This window comes from Bradyrhizobium sp. HKCCYLRH3059 (assembly GCF_051168035.1).
Classification (GTDB): Bacteria; Pseudomonadota; Alphaproteobacteria; order Rhizobiales; family Xanthobacteraceae; genus Bradyrhizobium.
The window spans coordinates 130,279-152,366 of the sequence record NZ_JBNPUF010000013.1 but is presented as its reverse complement, the minus strand read 5'-3'; the positions used below and the strand labels follow the sequence as shown (position 1 = coordinate 152,366).

Sequence of the window (22,088 nt, the reverse complement as noted above, 5' to 3'; positions counted from 1 at the left end):
CGTACGGTTCCCGTAGCCGTCACATCGCGCGCACCGCCGCCCGTGCGGTGAGAATGCAACCCGGCAGGAACGTGCCCTCCAGCGAACGCTTGCCCGACGCGCCGCCGCCGCCGAAGCCGGCGGCTTCGCCGACCGCATAGAGCCCGCCGATCGGCGCACCCGTGGTGTCGAGCACCCGGCTCTGCAGATCGGTCTTGAGGCCGCCGAGGCTCTTGCGGGTAATCAGTTGCATATGAATGGCGATGTAAGGCCCGGCGCCCGGGGCCTGCAGCGGCGCAGGCTTGCAGGTGCGGAGCTTGTCGGGGCCCCATTGCCGCGCGTGCAGGATGCGGCGCAACTGATCGTCATTGTGGAGCTTGTCGCCATTCCCAAAGTTCGCGTCGAAGGCGTCGGCGGTGGCCTGCAGCACCTCCGGCTTCACGTCGCCGGTGCCGGTCAGCGCATTCATCTTGGCGGCGAGACCGGTCAGCGTCTCGTCGACCAGGAAATGCCGGCTCTCGCGCTGCATCTGCCTGACCAGGCGATGATTGCCGAGCAGCGTCTCCTTGAGGAACATCGGCATCTGCCGGTCGCGGATGCGCGGATTGTGCTCGGCGCCGGAGATGGCGAACTCCTTGGCAGCGATGCGCCAGTTCAACAGATGCCACGTATACGGCTTCTCCTGCGCCGCGACGCGCTGGCACAGATCATGGGTGTCGAAGCCGGTCACCAGCGGCTCGGGCCCGATGCGCTCGCCCCTGTGATTGAGCCACAATGCCGATTTGCACGGCACCAGCGACAGGCCATGGCCCTCGAAATGCGGAAACGGATGCGGGATGCCGGCGGCGTAGTTCCACATCTCGCCGGCATGCGTGATCTCGGCGCCGAACGCCTCGGCCGCGTGGTGATGCAACTTGCCGTCGGAGAACGGATGCGCGCCATTGAGCATCGCCGCCGGCAGCGGCCGGCCCTTGATCCAGTTGGCGCGGGCCTCCGCATGGCTGCCATTGAGGCCGCCCATCGCCAGCACCGTCAGCGGCGCGGCGATGCGGATTTCGGCGCCCGTCTCCTCGTTGACGGCGACCACGCCCGATACTGCGCCGGCAGCGCAATCGAGGCTGACAACGCGATGACGGTGCAGCACCGTCAGCCTGCCGCCACCGTCGGCCCCGCGCATCGCTTCGATCATTACGCGCGTGAGCCGCTGCGAGGTGCCCCAGACGATGTGATAGCGCGGCAGCGCATTACCGTCGCCGTACCGGCCGCGCTCGACCCAGTTCACTGCCGGCATGAACGTCACGCCGTGCGCCAGCAGCCAGTCGTAGACCTCGCTGCGGGAATGCGCGACGTAGTAGCGCGCCCATTGCAGCGGCCAGTGCTCGGCGGCATCGAGCTCGCCGAACCTGATCCAGTCGCGCAACGCGATCTCCGGCGTATCCGGGATCTTCATGCGCGCCTGCAGCGGCGTGCCGATCAGCGCCATGCCGCCGAATGCCCACAGCGCCAGCCCGCCGAGCCGCTCGGGCGTGTCCCGGTCCACGATCGTCACCGACTTGCCGGCGCGCAGTGCCTCCAGCGCGGTGACGATGCCGGCAAGACCGCCGCCGGCGATGACAACATCGGATTGCAGCGTCGCGCTCATGTCACGGCGCGATCTTGCGCTTGAGCATCCGCGCCACCGGCAGCGGAACGCGGTCGAGCGATCCCAGGAGGTGCGGCAGGAGCTTCAGCTTGAGGCCGGTCAGCGCCGGCGGCACCATCGCCTCGATCAGATGGGGCCCCGGCCGCGCCAGCGCCCCCTGCAAGGCGCTGGTGAGTTCGTCCGGCGTGGTGACGCGGGTCGATCGCACGCCCATGCCGTCGGCGATCTGCGCGAGCTTGAGGACCGGCCCGTGCAGGTCGAGCTGCGCCCGCGCCTTCGGTCCGATCTCCTCGGCGCCGACCCGTTCCAGCTCGACGTTGAGCACCGAGTAGGAGGCGTTGTTGAAGATGATGGCGGTGACGTTGAGCCGCTCGCGCGCGATCGTCCACAGCGACTGGATCGTGTACATCGAGCTGCCGTCGCCGATCAGCGCGATCACCGGCCGGTCGGGACAGGCGATCGCCGCCCCGATCGCATTCGGCAGCCCCTGCCCGATGGCGCCGCCGGTCAAAGTGATCAGATCGTGGCGCGGCGCGCCCGCGGTGAATTTCGACAGCATCAGGCCGGAGCTGATCGCCTCGTCGATGATGATGGCGTTCTCGGGCAGGAGGTGACCAACGGCCTTGCAGACCTTTTCCGCGGTCAGCTTCTTGCCGCGCGGACGCCCGGGCCGCGAGGCCGGCGACAATGCCGGCGTGGCGCGCCCGGCCTCCAGGGCGGCGGCAAGCCTGGTCAGGCTGCACGCGGCGTGCTGCGCCGGCGTCGACAAGGTCAGCACCTTGCAGCCGTCATGCGGCAGATAGCTCTTCTTGCCGGGATAGGCGAAGAACGACACCGGCGCCTTGGCGTCGACCAGGATCAGGGTGTCGATCTCCTTGAGCTGGATCTGCGCCATCTCGGCGAGATAGGCGATCCGCTCGACGGCCGGCAGGCCCGCTCCACGCTGCATGCGTGTCGGAAACGTTTCGGCATAGACTTTCACACCGCAGGTCGCGGCGATGCGCGCGGCCGCCAGCAGCGACTCCTCGTGCAGCGCCGTGCCTCCGAGTAGAAAAGCGCTGCGGCCGCCCGCCCTGATCGCCTCGGCGACGGCCTGCACGGTCGCATCGTCCGCAGGCGCCGGCGGCTCGATCACCGGCGCCGGCTCGGCGACGCCGCCCTCACCCCAGGACACGTCGGCCGGCAGGATCAGCGTCGCGACCTGTCCGGGCCAGGAGCACGCCGCCTTCACGGCCGCCACCGCGTCGCGGCACAGCTCCGACGTCACCTGCGAGGTCCAGACGAATTCCGGCGAGACGTTGCGCGCGACGGTCTCGATATCGGACTGGAGCTGCGCGTCATACGGGACATGATAGGTGGCGTGGTCGCCGACGATGTTGACGACGGGCACCTTGCCCTTGCGCGCATTGTGCAGATTGGCGAGGCCGTTGCCGAGGCCGCAACCGAGATGCAGCAGCGTTGCCGCGGGCGTGCCGGTCATCCGGGCGTAGCCGTCCGCCGCACCGGTCGCCACCCCTTCGAACAGGCACAGCACGGCGCGCATCTCCGGCGCGGAGTCCAGCGCCGCGACGAAATGCATCTCGGAGGTGCCGGGATTGGTGAAGCAGACCCGAATGCCGGAATTGACCAGGGTCCGTATCAGAGCTTGTGCGCCGTTGGGCATGAGAAAAGCCTGTTGCGGGGAAACTGCCGCAGCTCGGGGCGACTTGGCCGGCCCCGCCATGGCATTTCCCCTGTTTGTATTTGTGCCATTTTGGAATTGACGGTCTCAGAAATCCAATGAATTGTTATGCTTTGATCAATGAGCTGGGGTCATCGATGCACACACCAACGTTGCGTCAGTTGCAGCAGCTGGTCTACCTCGCGGAAGAGCGGCATTTCGCCCGGGCCGCCAAGCGCGCCCATGTCACCCAGTCGGCGCTGAGCCGCAGCCTGCAGACCCTGGAGGACGAAGCGGGGATGCGGCTGTTCGACCGCAGCTCGCGCTCGGTGGAGATCACGGCGGTCGGCGAACGGCTGGTGGCGCGGGCGCGCTCGCTGTTGTCGGGCGCCGACGATCTCGGCCGCGAGATGCGGCTGTTGCGCTCGGGCGATGCCGGCCAGGTGACGGTGGGCGTCGGCGCGTTCACGGGCCTAGTGCTGCTGCCGGATGCGATGGCGCAGCTGTATGCCGAGCATCCATCCGTGCGCATCAAGCTGGTGCAGGACAATTGGCGCGCCCTGATGGACGTGCTGCAACAAGGCAAGCTCGATTTCTTCCTGGCGCACATCACCGACATCAGGACCGACGACAGCCTGGACCTCGAGCCGCTCGGAAGCCTTCCCGGCTACTTCTACTGCCGGCCGACCCATCCGTTGGCGGGGCGACGGGAGCTGTCGGCGCGCGATCTGGCCGGCCAGCACTTCGCCTCCGTCGCGCTGCCGCCGGACTTCAGCCGGCGGCTGGACGACCTGATCGCCGCGCCACGGGGACGCGGTTTCAATGTCGCCCTCGAATCCGAGAACGCCGGCCTGCTGGTGCAAATGGCGGTCCGCTCGGACGTCGTGCTCGTCGCGGGGGATGCGGTCGTCACCCACGAGCTGGCCTCCGGTCAGCTGGTCCGGCTCAATGTGGCCGAGCTGAAAGAGCCACGCGCATCCGACCTGCTGCTGGCGCAGTTCGGCATCCTGCGCCTGAAGGGCCGCACCCTGTCGCCGGCGGCGATGATGCTGATGGACATGGTGCGCGCGCAAGCCGCGCAAATGCTGACCGGACCGCGCCGGCCGCCGGCTCCGCGCGCCGCACGCAACGCGCATCGATCTCGGCCGAGATCACGCAAGAAGCCGGGTGCACCCCGGCGCAACCGGTCGCGAAGTCATACCAGGAGCAAAGCCTGACCGGGGCGTGGCCCTGCGCCATCATCCGACGGCCGCGCGGCGCGACATCTCCTCCAGAACCCGCATTGCCTGCTCTGCCTGCGCTTCGGGTACGAACAGGTGATCATGATGAAAGGCCGAGACCGCGTTGACACCGATGCCAGCAGCAGCCAGCGCCGCTGTCACCCTGGCGAGGAAGCCCACCGCGTCGAGCGCTGATAGCACCGACAGCGTGATCAGGCGCGAGGTGAAGCGATACGCCAGCCCTGCCCGTTCGGCGTCCTCGCGCCGGACGATGAGAGTGTCACCCTCGCGCTCCCGGAACAGCATCAGCGGCGACAGCATCGCGGCAATCGCATCGCCGGCGCTGAGCGTGCAGAACACGAAGACGCCATCCTGCAGCTCGGGAGCCATCGTGCGCAGCAGCGTATCGAGGTTGCGTTCGCCCGCCATGGATCCCCGTCAGTTCGCCGCCAGGCGCTCGCGCCCATGCGGCGAGGTGAAATCCTGCCGCGGCCCGACCGGGACGATGCCGGTCGGATTGATGGTGCGATGGCTCTCGTAGTAGTGCCGCTTGATGTGCTCAAAATTCACCGTCGCGGCAATCCCCGGCCATTGGTAGAGATCGCGCGTGTAGGCTGAAAGATGCCGATAGTCGGCGATGCGGCGGATGTTGCACTTGAAGTGGCCGACATAGACGGCATCGAAGCGGATCAGCGTCGTGAACAGCCGGATGTCGGCCTCGGTCATGGTGTCGCCGAGCAGGAAGCGGCGCGCCGACAGCCGCTCCTCCAGCCAGTCGAGCGTGGCGAACAGCGGGCCGATCGCCTCCTCATAGGCGGATTGCGTGGTCGCGAAGCCGCACTTGTAGACGCCGTTGTTCAGCGTGTCGTAGACGCGCGCATTGATGGCGTCGATCTCCTCGCGCTGGGCTTGCGGATAATAGTCGCCTTGCCTGGCGCCGACGCCGTCGAACGCCGAGTTCAGCATGCGGATGATCTCTGACGACTCGTTGTTGACGATGGTGCGGTTTTGCTTGTCCCAGAGCACGGGCACGGTGACGCGGCCGGAATAATGCGGCTCCGCGGCGGTGTAGACCTGATGCAGAAGGCCGGCGTGATTGACGCTGTCGGCCACGACGCCCGGCCCCTCGGCAAACGTCCAGCCCTGCTCGCGCATCAGCCAGTGCACGACCGATACCGAAATCATGTCATCGAGCCCCTTCAGCGCGCGCATGATCAGGGTGCGGTGAGCCCACGGGCAGGCCAGGCTGACATAGAGATGATAGCGGCCCGCTTCGGCCGCGAAGCCGCCGGTGCCGGATGGGCCCGGACGGCCGTCAGCCGTGACGAAGCTGCGGAACGCCGAATCCTTGCGGATGAAACGGCCGCCGGACGCCGCCGTGTCGTACCAGACGTCGTGCCATTGGCCGTCGACCAGGACTCCCATGACGCTCTCCTCTCACACCGTGGCCTGTGCGCAGGACTGCAACCTGCAGCCCCTTCGCCTGGGCCCTTACGTGACAGGAGTACACGTCACCCCGCCGCTGCGCCAGCAGAGAGCACGCTCCGAGAAGACGGCTCCGCCGAACACGCGGTCACGACTGGAACGGGATGGTGCGCCCCGGCTGCGCCGCCTGTTCCCGCGTATAGGAGACGCCGTGCACCTTCACGCCCGCGGCATTCAACAGCGTGATGATGCCGCCCCGGTTCGACAGCGCGACCGGCGCGACGATGGGCACCACCAGGGTGGCGCCGCGCCCGATCATGCCGCTCAGTTGCATGGCGTTCTTCTGCTTGTCCTTGATCTGCCAGCCGGTGAGATCGACGTCGACATCGGCGGTGTTCAGCAGCGTGACCGTCTCGTGCTCCGGCGTGCGCACGTCGTTGACATAGGCCGCGATGATCCGCACCAGCCCGTCGGGCACGTCGAGCGGCGGAATGTGGTCGCGGTCGGGAGGCGTATGCGGCGCGTTCGGGTAATCGGGATCGGGCGGAAGGATGACCCCTCCGCTGGCATCGTCCGAATGCCAGGCCTGGGTCTGGAATTTCAGGAAGATGGCGACCCATTGCTGCTGGCCGGGAAACTCGAAGAGCAGTCCGCCATCCTGCCAGGGACCGTTGTCCTTGGCATATTGGCCGGGCGGATTGCCCTGGTTGAAATGGATGTCGTGGATACCGCGGCCGGGCTTGAAGCCGAAATAGCGGTCCGCCTTCTCCTCCGGTCCCCATGCGACGCCGAAGGCATAGATGAGAGCCGTCTCGTCGGACATGGCGCGCTGAACGTAGGCGTCGATCTTCTCGTTGAGATCGTTGTCGGGGCCCGCGGCCGACAGCGGCAGCGGCTTCAGCTCCCATGGCTGCATCAGATTGCCCCGGATGAAATCGAGCGCCACGCCGCCGGGCTTGCTCTCCAACGGATGCAGCCCTTCCGAAAACGCCTTCAGGTCGTCGACGATTGGATGTTCGAAGCGCGAGCGGACCAGGAATTCGACCTCGCTGCCATCCTGGGAGCGGACATTGATGGCGATACGATAGAGCTCACCGCCGGCCGAGACCTGCACCTGATAGTGCGGACTGCTTCCCGTCGCCAGACGATTGTTGATGGGCCGCCCCTTGAGAAGCGAATAGTCATTCAATGGCATGGTCGTCTCCAACTCTGTCCGTAGCGATATCTAGGACGAGAACAGCAATCGATCGCGTTCAGCCTGCGACCCCTCGACATAGAAGCGCTCGAACCAGGCCGGCTTGCCGGACAATGCGGTCGGCTTGCGCAGCGTGATCGCGGCAGGCGCGGATGCAGCGCGCTGCCGCTCGGACTTGCCGTGGAACGCGTCGCGCATCCGATTGCGAAACTGCAGGTGATCGAACACGCGGGTGGCTTCGATCGCATAGGAGGTCGCGATCTTTCGGTCCTCGATCATGATGAGATGGTCGCCGTTGCCCTTCTCGCCGCTCGGCGAGAAGTTGCTCGATCCGGTGAACACTTTCGCTGTCGGCAGGCTGAAATCGGTCACCAGGAATTTGTGATGGATGTTGCGGCCCTTGCCGCCGGACCATTCGCTGCGGAACGGCTCCGGCGCCTTGCTCGCGAGATAGGCGAAATCGACGAGACCGATCGAGCCGTCGGGCTTGCGCAGCTCCAGGGCGCCGCGCTTGTCGACCGTGCCGTAGCTGAAGATCGGCCGCTCCATCACGCGGTCGAACGCCTCCTTGGTCGGACCGTCGCCGAGCTGGCTCAGAAACGCGACCGAGTAGAACACCGACGAGGAGGCCTGATCGATCGCGGCCCGGATCGGATTGAGCGAGAGATCGGTGGCCTGGTGCGGCGAGAAGCAGAGCTGCACGGTCGGCTTTCCCTCGGAATGGACGGCGTGCCATTTCTTGGAGAAATCATTCTTCCGGAAGAGCGAGGGGTCCTCGAAGGCGATGTCGAACATCTCGCCGAACAGCCCGGCGACATCAGGCGAATGAAAGACCAGCATGTTGTTGGCCTGAATATAGAGGCCGCGGAACGTGAAATTGGTCGAGCCGCACAGCACCTTCTCGGGCTTGCCGTTGCGGCGCGTGATCAGGACCTTGTTGTGCTGGAGATTGCTGAAATGCGTGCGCAGCACGGCAGCACCCGCCTGCTTGAAGCGCTTGGCGCTGCGCGATTCCGCGCTGCCGGGCAGCTTGTGGCTGTTATCCTTGGCGTTGGAGTCGTCGATGATCGCGCGCAGCCGCGGACCGAACTGCTCCAGCAGGCCGATCACGTCGGGCTCATTGAGGTCATAGGCCATCACGTCGAGCGTGAGCCCGGGATCCGCCAGGGCGTCTTTCAAAAAGCCGAACAGGAGGTCGTAGGCCTCGAACCCCAGCCACTCATAGACGCTGTCGCCGGCCTCGTTGGCGAGGTCGAGCTTCTCGAAGCTCGGCCCGTCGCGGCTCTCGACGGGGATGATCTCGGCATTGTTGCCGAACTGATCGCGATAGGCCTGAGACGAGGCGAAGTTGCGGGTGAAACCGATGTCGATGAGGCCATCATAGGTGACCGCGCTCTGCGCAATGTCGAGCGTGAGGCTGGTCCCTGCCACGAGCGTGCCGTCGTTGCGCATGTGCTGCTTGGCGACGCGATACGTATAGACGCCATCCTTGGGCCGGTAGGGAAAGTGGATCCAGCGGAATTTCTGGAACGGTGCCTCGGTCGACGGGAAATTCCGGTTGCCGTCGACCTCCGCGCCGGCCCCGGCCGGATAGGAAAACGCGATCCTGTTGCGCAACTGGGAAAAATCCCGCGCGCCCGGCGACTTCACCTCGATCGAGAATCCGACAAGATCGGGTTCGGGCTCGGCGACGTCGAAGCCGATCATCGTCATGCGCTCTCCACGCCACAGCTTGGACGTGAACCCGTTGCTGGATTTGCTGTTCTCGAAATCGCTCATGATCGAAATGCCCCACGGTGATGAAAAAAGGCGCGCACGAAACGCATCTCGCCGAAGGGCTGCAATCTTCGCCATGAGCCGCGGACGACGCAACTTCAAAATGATGTGAAACTTGTCATCAACCAGGATTGTTGCATGATCCTACGTCGGTCATGTGAAGGCGGATGTGAATGACGTCACAGTCGGAGACGGTATCCGGATCAGCTTTGCCGTGATGCCGGCGCGTGTGTCGTCAGTCTCGACGTTGGCGAACGAGCGCGCGGGCGCATGACGACGAACGTCGAAAACGAGCCCTATCGCGAGGCGGGCCTTGCCCGCGTCACGGCGTTGATGAAGCCCTCGCGGGCGTCGGAATGGCCCTGCCCGCGCGGCTCCAACACGTGACGGAGAAGGAACATGCCGGTCAGCCGGAAACCGTCGAGCAGATCCTGCTGCGACCAGCCATGGCCCTGCTCGCTCTCGCGCAGGAAGGGCGGCAGCGGCAGCAGCCGGTCGGCCCATGGCGCCCCGGCCGTGCGCGACACCGCGCCGCCCGACTTCGGCGATACGTAGATCAGGTCCGAGGTCTCGCCGGTCGCAGCGCAAGAGTCGAGATCGAGCCCGAAGCCGAGTTCGGCGAGGATCGCCAGTTCGAAGCGCACGATGTGGGCGGCGGCGCCGCCCGCATCCTCGAAATCATCGAGCGCATGTTCGAGCCGCAGGTACATGTCTTCGTGCGGATCGCGCTCCGGCAACAGCCGGGCCAGCGAGGCAAGATGCGTCACGCCGTAGGCGCCGTGTTGCGCGGAGATCAGCCCCGCCGCCCGCAAGGTCAGCGCGTCGATGGCGTACATGCCGAGATGCTCGTCGAGCCGCGCGCGCCAGATCGCGCGCACCGTGTTGCCCGGCTGCAGCACCGGCCGCATGCGCTTGCCGCTCGCCCCGCGCACGAGACCGAGATGCCGGCCATGCTCGCGGGTCAGCAGCTCGACGACCGCCGAGGATTCGCCGTGCCGCCGCACGCCCAGCACGATGCCGTCATCGGTCCATTCCATCTCACGAGCCGCCCGACTGATTCCACACGCGCTCGTCCCCTAGCGCCGTCCGCGGGTGGACAATCAACGTAGCTGGTGCGCGCTGCCACCGCAAACACCGTCATTGCGAGCGCAGCGAAGCAATCCAGAGTCGGGTTCGCAGCCCTGGATTGCTTCGCTGCGCTCGCAATGACGTCTTGGCGGCGTTCTGCGCCAGCCCCTAACCTTGGTGGGTGCGATGTGCCCTACGGCCCCGACGGTCGACGCGTCACGCGTTGAACCAGCCGCGCGCATCGCCCGTGAACGAATAGTACAAGCCCATCGTCGTCAGCGCGCAGGAAATGACCTCGATGCCGGCATCGAGCGTCATGCCCTTCTGCCCGATCACCTGCACCAGGGAGATGTCGGACAGCACCAGCGCCCCCAGCAGCACCCAGCGCGGCCAGTTCCTGCGGCGCTGCGCCGCCAGATAGACGAAATAGAACAGCAGCAGGATGACCACCCCGTTGAGCACGGTCTGCGCGGTGATCATGTCCTCGGTTACGTCGAAGGTCGGCGTCCGGTCGGAGACCGCAACCGACAGCGCGTCCAGCATCAGCGAGATGTAGAGCAGCACTTCGAACCACAACACGTTGCGCGGCACGCTCATTGTCATTCCCTGGGGAACTCGAGCCCCATCTCCCGGTAGCGGTCGGGATCATCGCCCCAGTTCTCACGCACCTTCACGAACAGGAACAGGTGCACCGGCACGCCGGTGATCTCTGCGATTTCCTTGCGCGCCTGCGCGCCGATCGACTTGATCGTCGCACCGCCCTTGCCGAGCACGATCTTGCGCTGGCTGTCCCGCTCCACGAAGATCGTCTGCTCGATGCGGATCGAGCCGTCCTTGCGCTCGGTCCAGCTGTCGGTCTCGACCGTGGACTGGTAGGGCAGCTCCTGATGCAGATGCGAATAGATCTTCTCACGGGTGATCTCGGCCGCGAGGTGCCGCATCGGCGCGTCCGACATCTGGTCCTCGGGATAGTGGAACGGACCGGGCGGCACCATCTCCGCCAAGGCCCGCCTGAGATCGTCGACCCCGTCGCCAGAGATCGCCGAGATCATGAAGGTGCGCGCGAACGACAGCTTCTCGTTGGCAGCCGCGACCAGCGCCAGCAGCTTCTCGCGCGGCACCAGGTCGACCTTGTTGACCACCAGGATCTTCTCGTGCGCGACCGCAGCCGCCTTGTCGATGATGGCCTGCGCCTCATCGTCGATGCCCTTCTTGGCATCGAGCAGCACGCAGACGAGATCGGCATCATGCGCCCCGCTCCAGGCCGTCGTGACCATGGCGCGGTCCAGCCTGCGCTTCGGCGCGAAAATGCCGGGGGTGTCGACCAGGATGATCTGAGACGCGCCTTCGATGACGATGCCGCGGATCAGCGCCCGCGTCGTCTGCACCTTGCGCGAGACGATCGTGACCTTGGAGCCGACCAGCGCGTTGACGAGCGTCGACTTGCCGACATTGGGCGCGCCGATCAGCGCGACGAAACCGCAGCGGGTCCCGGCAGCCGGCCCCGATTGTTGTTCAGCCGTCATTGCTGCCGCCGCTGACGCCTTCGCGCTCGATCATGACCGATGCCGCCACCTTTTCTGCCGCCCGCTTGGAGCCGCCGATGCCTTCGGCCGGCTCCAGCCCCGGCAGGTCGACGGCGACACGGAACTGCGGATCGTGATGCGGGCCGGTGCGCTCCACCTCCCGGTACACCGGGGTGGGCAGGCCCTTGCCCTGCGCCCATTCCTGCAGCACCGTTTTCGGATCGCGGAGCGGGCGCCGCGGCTTGTGCATGCGCTCGGTCCAGTTGCGCTCGACGAATCCAGCGGCGGCCGTGTAGCCGCCGTCGAGGAAGATCGCGCCGATCACCGCCTCGCAGACGTCGCCCAGCACCGACTTGCGCAACCGCGCCCCGGCGCCGGCGCCGACCGCGCCGAGCTTGATGTCGTCGAGCAGGCCGAGCGACTTGGCGACGTCGGCACAGCTCTCCTTGCGCACGAGATCGGCGAGCCGCTTCGACAGCTCGCCCTCGTCCGCGCTCGGAAACGAGCGGTACAGCATGTCGGACACAATCAGGCCGAGCACGTGATCGCCGAGGAATTCGAGCCGCTGATAGCTGTCGCCGCGCTTCTTGGACGATTTCAGCGCCGAGACGTGGGTAAAAGCGGTGCTGAGCAGCGACGGATCGGCAAAGTGATGGCCGATGCGCGCCTCGATCGCGGCATTGGCGGCCTTGTCCGCGGCCTTGGCGCCCTTGGCGGCGCTGGTCCCCGCGCTCTTGGTACGGCGACCGCCCTTCGCCTTGCTGCGCGGCTTGCCGTCGGAATCGGCCTCGGCAACGAGCGCGGTCGGGTCCGCCCCATCCTCGGTCGGGCGAGCGGGCACCGATTCGGACTCGACGGTCTTCATGTCTGGCTTGGAGACCGGCTTCGCGTCGGTCTTGGAATCGGCCTTTGGCTCGGTCTTGGGCTCGGCCTTGGGCTCGCTCTTCTGCTCAGGCTTGATCTCGGACTTCGGCCGCGACGCGGCCTTGGGCGTTGCCTCCAGCGCACCCGTGCCGGGTTGCGGGCTCGATGCGGCAGCCTGCGTGGTCTGGATTTCGGGTGAGTCGTCGATCATCGCACGAATTTGAAGATTCGATTCCAGCGCACCGATACCGGCCAGCGCCAGAACGCCCAGGCATGCTCGCCTTCGGCAATGGAAAAGAAGATCAGCTGCGCACGGCCGACGATGTTCTCGAACGGCACGTAGCCGACCTGGCTGAGGAAGCGGCTGTCGGTCGAGTTGTCGCGGTTGTCGCCCATCATGAAGAAGTTGCCGGCCGGCACGGTATACACCGCGGTGTTGTCGACATAGCCATTGTCGACGCAGTCCAGCGTCTCATAGCTGACGCCGTTCGGCAGGGTCTCCTTCCAGCGCTTGACGCGCGCGGTCGAGTCCGGCTGCCCGCAGGGATCCTCGCCGATGAAATCGGAGAGCCGCTCGCGCTGCACCGGCTTGTCGTTGATGTAGAGCAGCCCTTCGCGCACCTGGATGCGGTCGCCAGGCAGGCCGATCACCCGCTTGATGTAGTCGGTGGTGTCGTCCTTGGGCAGACGAAACACGACGATGTCGCCGCGGTTCGGCTCCGAGCCGAAGATGCGGCCCGAGAAAATCGGGGGCGACAGCGGAATCGAGTAGTGGCTATAGCCGTACGAATATTTCGATACGAACAGATAGTCGCCGACCAGCAGGGTCGCCTTCATCGATCCCGAGGGGATGTTGAACGGCTGGAACAGGAAGGTGCGGATCACCAACGCGATCAGCAGCGCATGAACGACGACACGAACGGTTTCACCGAGGCCGCTCTCAGTCTTGGTTCCGGAGGTCACGCTCATCGCTCTTTCAATGTCCCTTGGCGAATGGTCCGACGATTCGCCAGCCGTTGCCGAACACCCCTCCGTCCGCGAACACCATACCGTTCCGCGGCTTAAGGGAGTCTGTCCTGATTCTGGTGGTTAAGGCCAACTCCGGTTTGACCCAGAATCCGCCCGTGATGCAGCCGGTTCGATCCCGGCGGGTTTTAGACGACTGCGCGGGGCCGCGCAATCAATCGCCGTATCAAAACTACATAACTCGCTGGAATCGATCGCATTTTTGTTTTTCCTGCGGGGCGGCCGCCCTTCAGGATGTCTCGCGGCGCACCGCCGAAATTATGACGAAGGCTTGCGCCAGCGGCCAGTCGTCGGTGATCGACAGGTCGATGCGCGGCTCGTGGCCCTCGGGGGTCAGCGCCTTCAGCCGTTCGGCCGCGCCACCCGTGAGCTGCATGGTCGGCCGGCCGCCGGGCAGATTGACGACGCCCATGTCGCGCCACCACACCCCGTGACGGATTCCGGTGCCGAGCGCCTTGGCGCAGGCCTCCTTGGCGGCGAACCGCTTGGCGTAGGTGGCGACCACCATCTTCTCGTTCTTGGCCCGCCGCTCGGCCTTGGCTCGCTCGGCCGCGGTGAAGATCCGGTTCAGGAAGCGCTCGCCGTGCCTGTCCATCACCTCGGCCACGCGGCGGATGTCGATCAGGTCGGAGCCGATGCCGATGATCATGCCGATGTCCCCAGCCGCGCCCGGCCACGATCCATGGCCGCGCGCATGGTCCGGACGGTCTCGGCGAGGCCCACGAACAGCGCCTCCCCCATCATGAAGTAGCCGATGTTGAGCTCGACGATCTCCGGCAACGCCGCGATCCGCTCGGCGGTGACATAGTCGAGCCCGTGGCCGGCATGGACCTCGAGCCCGGCCGCATAGGCCTGCCGGGCGCCGGTCACGATCCGCTCCCACTCCACCTCCGCCTTGTCGTGGTGGCCGTCGGTGATGGCATCGCACCAGCCGCCGGTGTGGATCTCGATCACGGGCGCGCGCAGTCGCGCCGCCATCTCGATCTGCGCCGGGTCGGCGGCGATGAACAGCGACACCCGGATGCCGGCATCGCTCAGCCGGGCGATCGCCGGCGCCAGCGCCTTGTGCTGGCCGACCACGTCGAGGCCGCCCTCGGTGGTCAGCTCCTCGCGCCGCTCCGGCACCAGGCAGCAGGCATGCGGGCGCGTCGCCAGCGCGATCCGCACCATCTCCTCGGTGGCCGCCATCTCGAAGTTCAGCGGCTTGGAGATCTCGGCCCTCAGCCGCGCCATGTCGTCGTCGCGGATGTGCCGGCGGTCCTCGCGCAGATGCGCCGTGATGCCGTCGGCCCCGGCCTCGATCGCGAGCAGCGCGGCGCGCACCGGATCGGGGCTGCGGCCGCCGCGGGCATTTCGCAAGGTGGCGATGTGGTCGACGTTGACGCCGAGGCGCAGCTTCGGAGGATGTGACTTTGACGGATCGGACATGGGCCGGCTCGCAGGACTTTCGAATAGACTACGGCTTGTTTAGCGCATCCCGAAGCAGAACGCCGCAGCCATCCCCGCAGATTAGCCATTCACCCGGTCGACCCGCGCCACGATGGTCTTGGCGCGCAACTGGTTGATGATCGCCGAGAGATGCTTGAGGTCGTAGACCTCGAGATCGATCGTGAGCTCGGTGAAATCAGGCGAGCGGCGGCTCATGCTGATGTTGTCGATGTTGCCGTCATGCTCGGCGATCACGGTGGCGACCTGGGCGAGGCTGCCGGGCTCGTTGACGTTCTCGACGCGAATGCGCGCCGGAAAGCGCTGCGGCGAGGTCTCATCGACATCCCAGCGCACGTCGAGCCAGCGCTCCGGCTCCTCCTCGAAATCCTTCAGCGCCGGCGACTGGATCGGATAGATCGTGATCCCCTCGCCCGGCGTCACGATGCCGACGATGCGGTCGCCCGGCACGGCGCCACCGTTCGGCGCGAACTTCACCGGCAGGCCGGAATTGAGCCCGCTGATCGGGATGGCGAACGGGCCGCGGTGGGGCTCGGCCGCGGGCGCGGCAGCCTTGGCCGCCGGCGCGGCGGCCGTCTTCTTGGCGCCATAGCGCACGACGCGCTCTTCCTTGTAGTCCGGATACATCGCGCGCGCGACGTCGGAGGCCTTGATCTCGCCGCGGCCGACCGCCGCCATCACGTCCTCGATCGAGGCGCGCGCCAGACGCGGCAGCGCGCCCTTGAGCTTGTCGTCGGCATATTCGAGCTTGGTCCGTTCGAACAGACGTTCGACGATGCGCCGGCCCAGCCCGGCATATTGATCGCGCACGGCGGTTCGGGTGGCGCGCCGGATGGCGGCGCGTGCCTTGCCGGTGATGGCGAGCGTCTCCCAGGCCGAGGGCGGCGCCGACTGCGCATCCGACGTCAGCACTTCGACCTCGTCGCCGTTCTGCAGCTCCGACGACAGCGCCGCGAACTTGCCGTTGATCTTGCAGCCGACGGCGCTGTTGCCGACGTCGGTATGCACCGCATAGGCGAAGTCGATCACGTTTGCGTGGCGTGGCAGCGCGATCAGCTTGCCCTTCGGCGTGAAGCAGAACACCTGATCGTGAAACAGCTCGAGCTTGGTGTGCTCGAGGAACTCTTCGGGGTTGGCGCTCTCCGAAAGGATGCCGATGGTGTGGCGGAGCCAGGCGAAGGCGTTCGATTCGCGCTTCAGCCGTTCCGTCGGCGAGGCGAGGTCGTCCTTATAGAAGGCGTGGGCGGCGATGCCGAGCTCGGCGATCTGATCCATCTCCTCGGTGCGGATCTGCAGCTCGACGCGCTGCTTGCCCGGGCCGATCACGGTCGTGTGGATCGAGCGATAGTCGTTCTGCTTCGGCGTCGAGATGTAGTCCTTGAAGCGGCCGGGCACGACAGGCCAGGTCGTATGCACGATACCGAGCGCACGATAGCAGGATTCCAGATCCGGCATGATGACGCGAAAGCCGAAGATGTCGGACAGCTGCTCGAAGCCGATGGATTTGCGTTCCATCTTGGTCCAGATCGAGAATGGCCGCTTGCGGCGGCCGAACACCCGCGCGGTGAGGCCGTGCTCGCGAAACTTGCGGGCCAGCTGGCTCTCGATTTCGCCGATCAGGTTGCGGTTGCGCTCCGCCAGCGCATCGAGCCGCTGCATCACCACGCTGTAGGCCTGCGGGTCGAGCGTCCGGAACGAGAGATCCTCGAGTTCCTCGCGCATCTCCTGCATGCCCATCCGGCCCGCCAGCGGCGCGTAGATGTCGAGCGTCTCCTCGGCAATCCGCCGCCGCGATGCCTCCGGCACGAACTCCAGCGTGCGCATGTTATGCAAGCGATCCGCGAGCTTGACCAGTAGCACACGCACGTCGTCGGCGATCGCCAGCAGGAGCTTGCGCAGATTCTCGGCCTGCTTGGCCTCGCGCGAGACCAGCTCGAGCCGTTTCAGCTTGGTCAAGCCTTCGACGAGCGCACCGATCTCGGGGCCGAAGAAGCGGTCGATCTCGGCGCGGGTCGCCTCGGTGTCCTCGATCGTGTCGTGCAGCAGCGCCGCGACGATGGTGGCGTCGTCCAGCTTCAGGTCGGTCAAAATGGCCGCGACCTCGAGCGGATGCGTGAAATACGGGTCGCCCGACGCGCGGGTCTGCGACCCATGCGCCTTCATGGCGTACACGTAGGCGCGGTTGAGCAGATCCTCGTTCGTATCCGGATTGTAGGAGCGGACCCGTTCCACGAGATCGTACTGCCGCATCATGCGGGAGCGCGGCTTCGGCGGCCGCGGCCGCTCAGCCGGCGGCGGAGGCGCCAACGCGGCCGATTCGGCCGCCGCCTGCATCTGCTGAGGAGTGTGGCCCGAAACCACCATGGAAAATGACTAAACCTTTATCTTCGTGACCAAATCTGCCGGATGGCAGGCGCTTGGCGCAGCCCTATGGTAATCACGGAATCACGTTCAAATGCAAAGGCCCGGACGTGGTCCGGGCCTTCACATTCTCACAAGTTAGCTGGAGCTCGCGCTGACGGTGACGAGACCGTCACTCGTCCTCTTCCGGCTGCTCTTCCGGCGGAGCGAGGCCCTCGAGGCCCTTCAGCAGCTCTTCCTCGGTCATGCGCTCGACGGCGACCTCGGTGTCGTCGGCATCGACGCTGGCACCGGCCGAGCCGATCAGCGGCACCGTGTCCGGCTCCGGCTCGTCGACCTCGACGAACTTCTGCAGCGAATGCACCAGCTCTTCCTTCAGATCCTCGGGAGAAATGGTCGAATCCGCAATTTCCCGGAGTGCGACGACGGGATTCTTGTCATTATCTCTATCAATTGTAAGTTGCGATCCTGATGAGATCATGCGCGCGCGATGCGCGGCCAGGAGAACCAGGTCGAACCGGTTGTCGACTTTATCGATACAATCTTCCACAGTGACGCGCGCCATTGTCGCTCCGGTCCTTTGTGTGCTTAATATGCTGATTATGCTGGGCTAGTTATAGAGGCTGGCCGGCTTTCGCAAGGCAAAACTGGCGTCAGGGTTCGGTAAGGGGCAAGGAGTACCGAATTCGGCAACCTTGACTGGCGCTCCGTCCAGACCCGTGGAATTCGGGCCTTGGACAAGAAAACGCTTCATTACGTCGTCACAAGTGCGCCTTTGTTGCCCCGACCACTCCTGTTTGCGGTAACCTCACACCAGATGGACCGCCGACGCCTTGGCAGTATCTTGAAATGGAATGCGCGACCGACTGGAGTCGCGCCAAAAATAGAATCTAACTGAACGCGAGACACTGAATGTCATCTTCGACCAACAAGATTGCGCTCTTCATTGACGGCGCCAACCTATACGCCACGGCCAAGACGCTCGGCTTCGACATTGACTACAAGCGCCTGCTCAAGGAATTTCAGAGCCGCGGCACGCTGCTCCGCGCGTTCTATTACACCGCGATCATCGAGGATCAGGAGTACTCGTCGATTCGGCCCTTGATCGACTGGCTCGACTACAACGGCTATACGGTCGTCACCAAGGCGACGAAGGAATTCATCGACGCCAGCGGCCGGCGCAAGGTCAAGGGCAACATGGACATCGAGCTCGCCGTCGATGCCATGGAACTCGCCGAGCATATCGACCAGATGGTGCTGTTCTCGGGCGACGGCGACTTCCGTTCGCTGGTCGAAGCGATGCAGCGCCGCGGCGTTCGCGTCACCGTGATCTCGACCATCTCCAGCCAGCCGCCGATGATCGCCGACGAGTTGCGCCGCCAGGCCGACGTCTTCACCGACCTCATGGAGTTGCAGTCCAAGCTCGGCCGCGACCCGTCGGAGCGCCCCGCCCCGCGCGAGCCGCGCCACCATTCCCCGCAATTCCTGCAGCGCTCGACCACGGCGCCCGCCCGCGCCACGACCACCACCACCGCCACGCCCAACGATGACGATTTCGAGGACTAGGCGGACGGGCACTCAGCCTGCGCCGCCTGCCCCGTCTTCGACCAATCCCGATCGAGACTGTCCGCTGTGCCCTCGCCTCGTTGAGTTCCGCGAGGCGCAGCGCGCGCGTGAGCCGTCATGGTTCAACGCCCCGGTGCCGTCGTTCGGCGATCCCGACGCGCGCCTCCTGATCGTCGGCCTCGCGCCAGGGCTGCAGGGTGCGAATCGCACCGGGCGCCCGTTCACCGGCGACTATGCCGGGGAGCTGCTCTACGGGACGCTGCTGCACTACGGATTTGCAGAAGGCCGCTTCGAAGCCCGCCCCGACGACGGGCTGACGCTGGTGGACTGCCGAATCAGCAACGCGGTGCGCTGCGTGCCGCCGCAGAACAAGCCGCTGCCGGCCGAGATCAACCAATGCCGGAGCTTCCTCGGCGCCACCATCGCCGCGATGCCTCGGCTGCGCAGCATCGTCGCGCTCGGCCGCGTCTCCCACGACACGCTGCTGAAGCTGCTGGGCTTGCGCGCGGTCGCGGCGCCGTTCGCCCATGGCGCCGTGCACCAGGCCGGCGGGATCCGGCTGTACGACAGCTATCACTGCTCACGCTACAATACGAACACCGGCGTGCTCACGACCGAGATGTTCCACGCCGTGTTCGCGCGCGTGAAGGCGGATCTGGATTAGTTCGGCCCGCCCTTATCCTCACGCGGCAGATGCGCGGTTGTCCTTCAGCCACGCCAGCACGTCGCCCGCGTTCCTGTCCGGTGGAAACACCGGATAGAACACGTGGGTGATGCGGGCGTCGTCCACGATCATGGCAAGCCGCTTGATCATGGTCAGCCCGGCGATCTCCATCGTCGGCAACCGCAGGGCATTGGTCAGCTCGAGCTTTTCGTCCGACAGCACCGGAAACGGCAGGTGCAGGCGTGAGGCCATCTCGGTCTGATAGGCATTGCTCTGCGTCGACAGGCCGAACACATGCGCGGCGCCGGCCGATTTCAACTCGCCGAACAGGTCGCGGAAGCTGCAGGTCTGCGGCGTGCAGCCGCGCGCACCCGGGATCATGTCCCAGTCATCGACGAGCGACACCTTGCCGGGTTCGCCGGTCCGCGGATAGGCGAACACGACGGTCCGTCCTGGCAGATCGGACAACGTGACCAGCGTGTCGTCGGTCGCACGCAGTCCGATCGCGGGAATGATCGTCCCGACCAGATGATCGGCTGCGCCGTCGTCGGTCGGAGCCGGAATCCGGCTCCAGTCGACGTCCAAGAGGTTCTTCTGATTCATCGGATGCTTTCCCAAGGCTCAGGCGTGCCGCCGAGGAGCGCGCGGCAAAGGTCTCGTTAGCCGCGCGCCCGCAGCAGCCGGCCCTTCTCGCGGCCCCAATCGCGCTTCTTCTCGCTTTCGCGCTTGTCGTGCAGCTTCTTGCCCTTGGCGACGGCGAGCAGCAGCTTGGCGCGGCCCCGCTCGTTGAAATAGAGCTTCAGCGGGATCAGCGTCATGCCTTCGCGCTCGACCGCGCCCATCAGCTTGTTGATCTGCTTGCGATGCAGCAGCAGCTTGCGCGGCCGCTTCGGCTCGTGATTGAAGCGATTGGCCTGCAGATATTCCGGAATGTTGGCGTTGATCAGCCAGATCTCGCCGTTGCGCGAATCCGCATAGGATTCCGCGATCGTCGACTTGCCGCCGCGGACCGACTTCACCTCGGTGCCGGTCAGCGCGATGCCGGCCTCGATGGTGTCCTCGATCGCGTAGTTGAACCGCGCCTTGCGATTCTCGGCGGCGACCGTGATCTTGGGTTCGTTCTTTTCAGCCATCAGGACTTTTTCAGGAGATCACGGATCTCGGTCAACAGCTCGACCTCGGCCGAGGGCTTCGCCGGCGCCGCGGGGGCTGCCGCTTCGTTCCGCTTCAACCTGTTTATCACACGGATGATCATGAACAGCACGAAAGCGATGATGAAGAAGTTCAGGGTCAAGGTCAGGAACTGTCCATAGGCCAGCACGGCACCCTGCTTCTTCGCGTCCGCAAGGTTGCTCGCATTGACCGTCTTGGACAGCGGGATGAAGTAGTTCGAGAAATCGAGGCCGCCGGTGATGGCGCCGATGATCGGCATGATGACATCGGCGACGAGCGAGGTGACGATGGCGCCGAAGGCCGCGCCGATGATGACGCCGACGGCGAGGTCGACGACGTTGCCCTTCATCGCGAATTCACGGAATTCCTTCAACATGCTCGCGTCCCCCTCAGATACGTCGGCTCAGTTGATCAGTCCGGCATGAACCATCGCCTCGCGCACCGCGACCCGGGTCGGCTCCGACACCGGCACCATCGGCAGCCGCAGCTTCTCCTCGATCTTGCCGAGCAGCGACAGCGCGTATTTCACCGGGGCCGGGTTGGACTCGATGAACAGATTGGTGTGCAGCGGCATCAGCTTGTCGTGGATCTTCAGCGCCGTCGCGACATCGCCCTTCTGCCAGGCCTGGTGGAATTCCGAGCACAGCCGCGGCGCGACATTCGACGTCACCGAGATGCAGCCATGGCCGCCATGCGCCATGTAGCCGATGATCGTCGCATCCTCGCCCGAGAGCTGGTTGAACTCCTCGCCCATCGCGGCGCGCTGCTGCGACACCCGCACCATGCTCGCGGTGGCATCCTTCACGCCGGCGATGTTCTTCAGCTCGAACAGGCGCTTCATGGTGTCGACGGACATGTCGATCACCGAGCGCGGCGGAATATTGTAGATGATGATCGGAATGCCGATCGCGTCGTTGATCGCCTTGAAGTGCTGATACAGGCCTTCCTGCGTCGGCTTGTTGTAATAGGGCGTCACCACCAGCACCGCGTCCGCCCCCGCCTTCTCGGCGTGCTGGGCGAGCTCGACCGCCTCCTTGGTCGAATTGGAGCCGGCGCCGGCGACGACGGGCACGCGTCCCCGGGACTCGGCGATGCACCACTCGACCACCCGCTTGTGCTCGTCATGACTGAGCGTCGGGCTCTCGCCCGTCGTGCCGACCGGCACGAGGCCGTTGGTGCCCTCGTCGATCTGCCAGTTCACAAGGCTGCGAAAAGCGGCCTCGTCCACGGACCCGTTCTTGAAAGGAGTGACCAAGGCGGTGAAAGAACCCCGGAAATTCGTCTTGGCTGCCATGAAACTCCCTCCCAAACGCCGTTTGGCCCCTGTGCGAGCCACTTCATACCGGGTCTACCGACGGGGCGGAAGGCCCGCCCGCGGCTGGGCTGCCTTCTCAACAGGCACACGAATCGCGCGAATCGCTTTGGCGAGGCCCGCGATCACCCTTCGCTGAAGCCCCACGGCCCGCACGCCGCCCTTCGGTCGTGATTTCGCCGCGG

At 65.6% G+C, this 22,088-nt stretch carries 22 protein-coding genes; 3 read left to right on the top strand and 19 right to left on the bottom strand.

The window, feature by feature from the left end:
* Nucleotides 1-19: 19 nt before the first annotated feature.
* Both ACQR13_RS30705 and ACQR13_RS30700 read right to left on the bottom strand, forming a co-directional pair.
* On the bottom strand, nt 20-1,621 hold the full coding sequence (locus ACQR13_RS30705; protein ID WP_434843808.1) for an FAD-binding protein: 1,602 nt from the start codon (nt 1,619-1,621) through the stop codon (nt 20-22).
* Between the two features lies 1 nt (nt 1,622).
* Nucleotides 1,623-3,284 (bottom strand): acetolactate synthase large subunit, encoded by a 1,662-nt coding sequence (locus ACQR13_RS30700; protein WP_315711412.1) that lies wholly within the window; start codon nt 3,282-3,284, stop codon nt 1,623-1,625.
* Between the two features lie 155 nt (nt 3,285-3,439).
* Here ACQR13_RS30700 and ACQR13_RS30695 point away from each other — a divergent pair, with 155 nt between their 5' ends.
* Nucleotides 3,440-4,498: a LysR family transcriptional regulator gene (locus tag ACQR13_RS30695; RefSeq protein WP_315711411.1), complete on the top strand. Its 1,059-nt coding sequence runs from the start codon at nt 3,440-3,442 to the stop codon at nt 4,496-4,498.
* Between the two features lie 21 nt (nt 4,499-4,519).
* Here the strand turns inward: ACQR13_RS30695 and ACQR13_RS30690 are convergent, their stop codons facing one another.
* The 13 genes from ACQR13_RS30690 to rpoZ all read right to left on the bottom strand — a co-directional run bounded on the left by ACQR13_RS30690 (nt 4,520) and on the right by rpoZ (nt 17,753).
* Nucleotides 4,520-4,930 (bottom strand): ACT domain-containing protein, encoded by a 411-nt coding sequence (locus ACQR13_RS30690; protein ID WP_315752937.1) that lies wholly within the window; start codon nt 4,928-4,930, stop codon nt 4,520-4,522.
* A 9-nt stretch (nt 4,931-4,939) separates the two neighbouring features.
* Nucleotides 4,940-5,926, bottom strand: coding sequence for a glutathione S-transferase family protein (locus tag ACQR13_RS30685; protein WP_315752938.1), 987 nt, complete (start codon nt 5,924-5,926; stop codon nt 4,940-4,942).
* A gap of 148 nt (nt 5,927-6,074) precedes the next feature.
* A complete protein-coding gene (locus ACQR13_RS30680) occupies nt 6,075-7,121 on the bottom strand; it encodes a DUF2278 family protein (RefSeq protein ID WP_434842112.1) in 1,047 nt (348 codons plus the stop codon).
* 30 nt (nt 7,122-7,151) lie between these two features.
* The gene (locus tag ACQR13_RS30675) at nt 7,152-8,900 is read right to left on the bottom strand and encodes a phospholipase D-like domain-containing protein (RefSeq protein WP_316165154.1); all 1,749 of its coding nucleotides are present in this window, start codon (nt 8,898-8,900) and stop codon (nt 7,152-7,154) included.
* 293 nt (nt 8,901-9,193) lie between these two features.
* Complete coding sequence (recO, locus tag ACQR13_RS30670) at nt 9,194-9,934, bottom strand: DNA repair protein RecO (RefSeq protein ID WP_315827223.1); 741 nt, start codon at nt 9,932-9,934, stop codon at nt 9,194-9,196.
* 247 nt (nt 9,935-10,181) lie between these two features.
* A complete protein-coding gene (locus ACQR13_RS30665) occupies nt 10,182-10,562 on the bottom strand; it encodes a hypothetical protein (RefSeq protein ID WP_315752942.1) in 381 nt (126 codons plus the stop codon).
* Between the two features lie 2 nt (nt 10,563-10,564).
* Nucleotides 10,565-11,491, bottom strand: a complete 927-nt coding sequence (era, locus tag ACQR13_RS30660) for a GTPase Era (RefSeq protein WP_316175177.1) — start codon at nt 11,489-11,491, stop codon at nt 10,565-10,567.
* On the bottom strand, nt 11,481-12,566 hold the full coding sequence (rnc, locus tag ACQR13_RS30655) for a ribonuclease III (RefSeq protein ID WP_316188499.1): 1,086 nt from the start codon (nt 12,564-12,566) through the stop codon (nt 11,481-11,483). Before rnc ends, era begins: the two co-directional genes overlap by 11 nt.
* Nucleotides 12,563-13,324, bottom strand: coding sequence for a signal peptidase I (lepB, locus tag ACQR13_RS30650; RefSeq protein ID WP_315711399.1), 762 nt, complete (start codon nt 13,322-13,324; stop codon nt 12,563-12,565). The genes rnc and lepB overlap by 4 nt, the downstream gene beginning before the upstream one ends.
* 286 nt (nt 13,325-13,610) lie before the next feature.
* Nucleotides 13,611-14,030, bottom strand: coding sequence for a holo-ACP synthase (gene acpS / locus ACQR13_RS30645; RefSeq protein WP_315711397.1), 420 nt, complete (start codon nt 14,028-14,030; stop codon nt 13,611-13,613).
* The gene (locus ACQR13_RS30640; protein ID WP_434863521.1) at nt 14,027-14,809 is read right to left on the bottom strand and encodes a pyridoxine 5'-phosphate synthase; all 783 of its coding nucleotides are present in this window, start codon (nt 14,807-14,809) and stop codon (nt 14,027-14,029) included. Before ACQR13_RS30640 ends, acpS begins: the two co-directional genes overlap by 4 nt.
* Nucleotides 14,810-14,890: 81 nt before the next feature.
* Entirely contained in the window at nt 14,891-17,191 is a 2,301-nt protein-coding gene (locus ACQR13_RS30635) for a RelA/SpoT family protein (protein WP_315711393.1), read from the bottom strand.
* 169 nt (nt 17,192-17,360) lie between these two features.
* Nucleotides 17,361-17,753 (bottom strand): DNA-directed RNA polymerase subunit omega, encoded by a 393-nt coding sequence (gene rpoZ, locus ACQR13_RS30630; protein WP_006612728.1) that lies wholly within the window; start codon nt 17,751-17,753, stop codon nt 17,361-17,363.
* Between the two features lie 347 nt (nt 17,754-18,100).
* Between rpoZ and ACQR13_RS30625 the strand changes: the two genes are divergently transcribed.
* On the top strand, nt 18,101-18,754 hold the full coding sequence (locus ACQR13_RS30625; RefSeq protein WP_434863520.1) for an NYN domain-containing protein: 654 nt from the start codon (nt 18,101-18,103) through the stop codon (nt 18,752-18,754).
* Entirely contained in the window at nt 18,735-19,418 is a 684-nt protein-coding gene (locus tag ACQR13_RS30620; protein WP_434863519.1) for a uracil-DNA glycosylase, read from the top strand. The genes ACQR13_RS30625 and ACQR13_RS30620 overlap by 20 nt, the downstream gene beginning before the upstream one ends.
* An 18-nt stretch (nt 19,419-19,436) precedes the next feature.
* On the opposite strand, the gene ACQR13_RS30615 is transcribed toward ACQR13_RS30620, so the two are convergent.
* The 4 genes from ACQR13_RS30615 to dapA are packed head-to-tail and all read right to left on the bottom strand — an operon-like array spanning nt 19,437 to nt 21,885.
* Nucleotides 19,437-20,021 (bottom strand): peroxiredoxin, encoded by a 585-nt coding sequence (locus tag ACQR13_RS30615; protein WP_316226279.1) that lies wholly within the window; start codon nt 20,019-20,021, stop codon nt 19,437-19,439.
* Between the two features lie 56 nt (nt 20,022-20,077).
* The gene (gene smpB, locus ACQR13_RS30610) at nt 20,078-20,551 is read right to left on the bottom strand and encodes an SsrA-binding protein SmpB (protein ID WP_315711387.1); all 474 of its coding nucleotides are present in this window, start codon (nt 20,549-20,551) and stop codon (nt 20,078-20,080) included.
* Nucleotides 20,551-20,967, bottom strand: a complete 417-nt coding sequence (mscL, locus tag ACQR13_RS30605) for a large conductance mechanosensitive channel protein MscL (RefSeq protein WP_315711385.1) — start codon at nt 20,965-20,967, stop codon at nt 20,551-20,553. Before mscL ends, smpB begins: the two co-directional genes overlap by 1 nt.
* A gap of 27 nt (nt 20,968-20,994) precedes the next feature.
* Nucleotides 20,995-21,885, bottom strand: a complete 891-nt coding sequence (gene dapA, locus ACQR13_RS30600; RefSeq protein ID WP_315711383.1) for a 4-hydroxy-tetrahydrodipicolinate synthase — start codon at nt 21,883-21,885, stop codon at nt 20,995-20,997.
* Between the last annotated feature and the right edge of the window lie 203 nt (nt 21,886-22,088).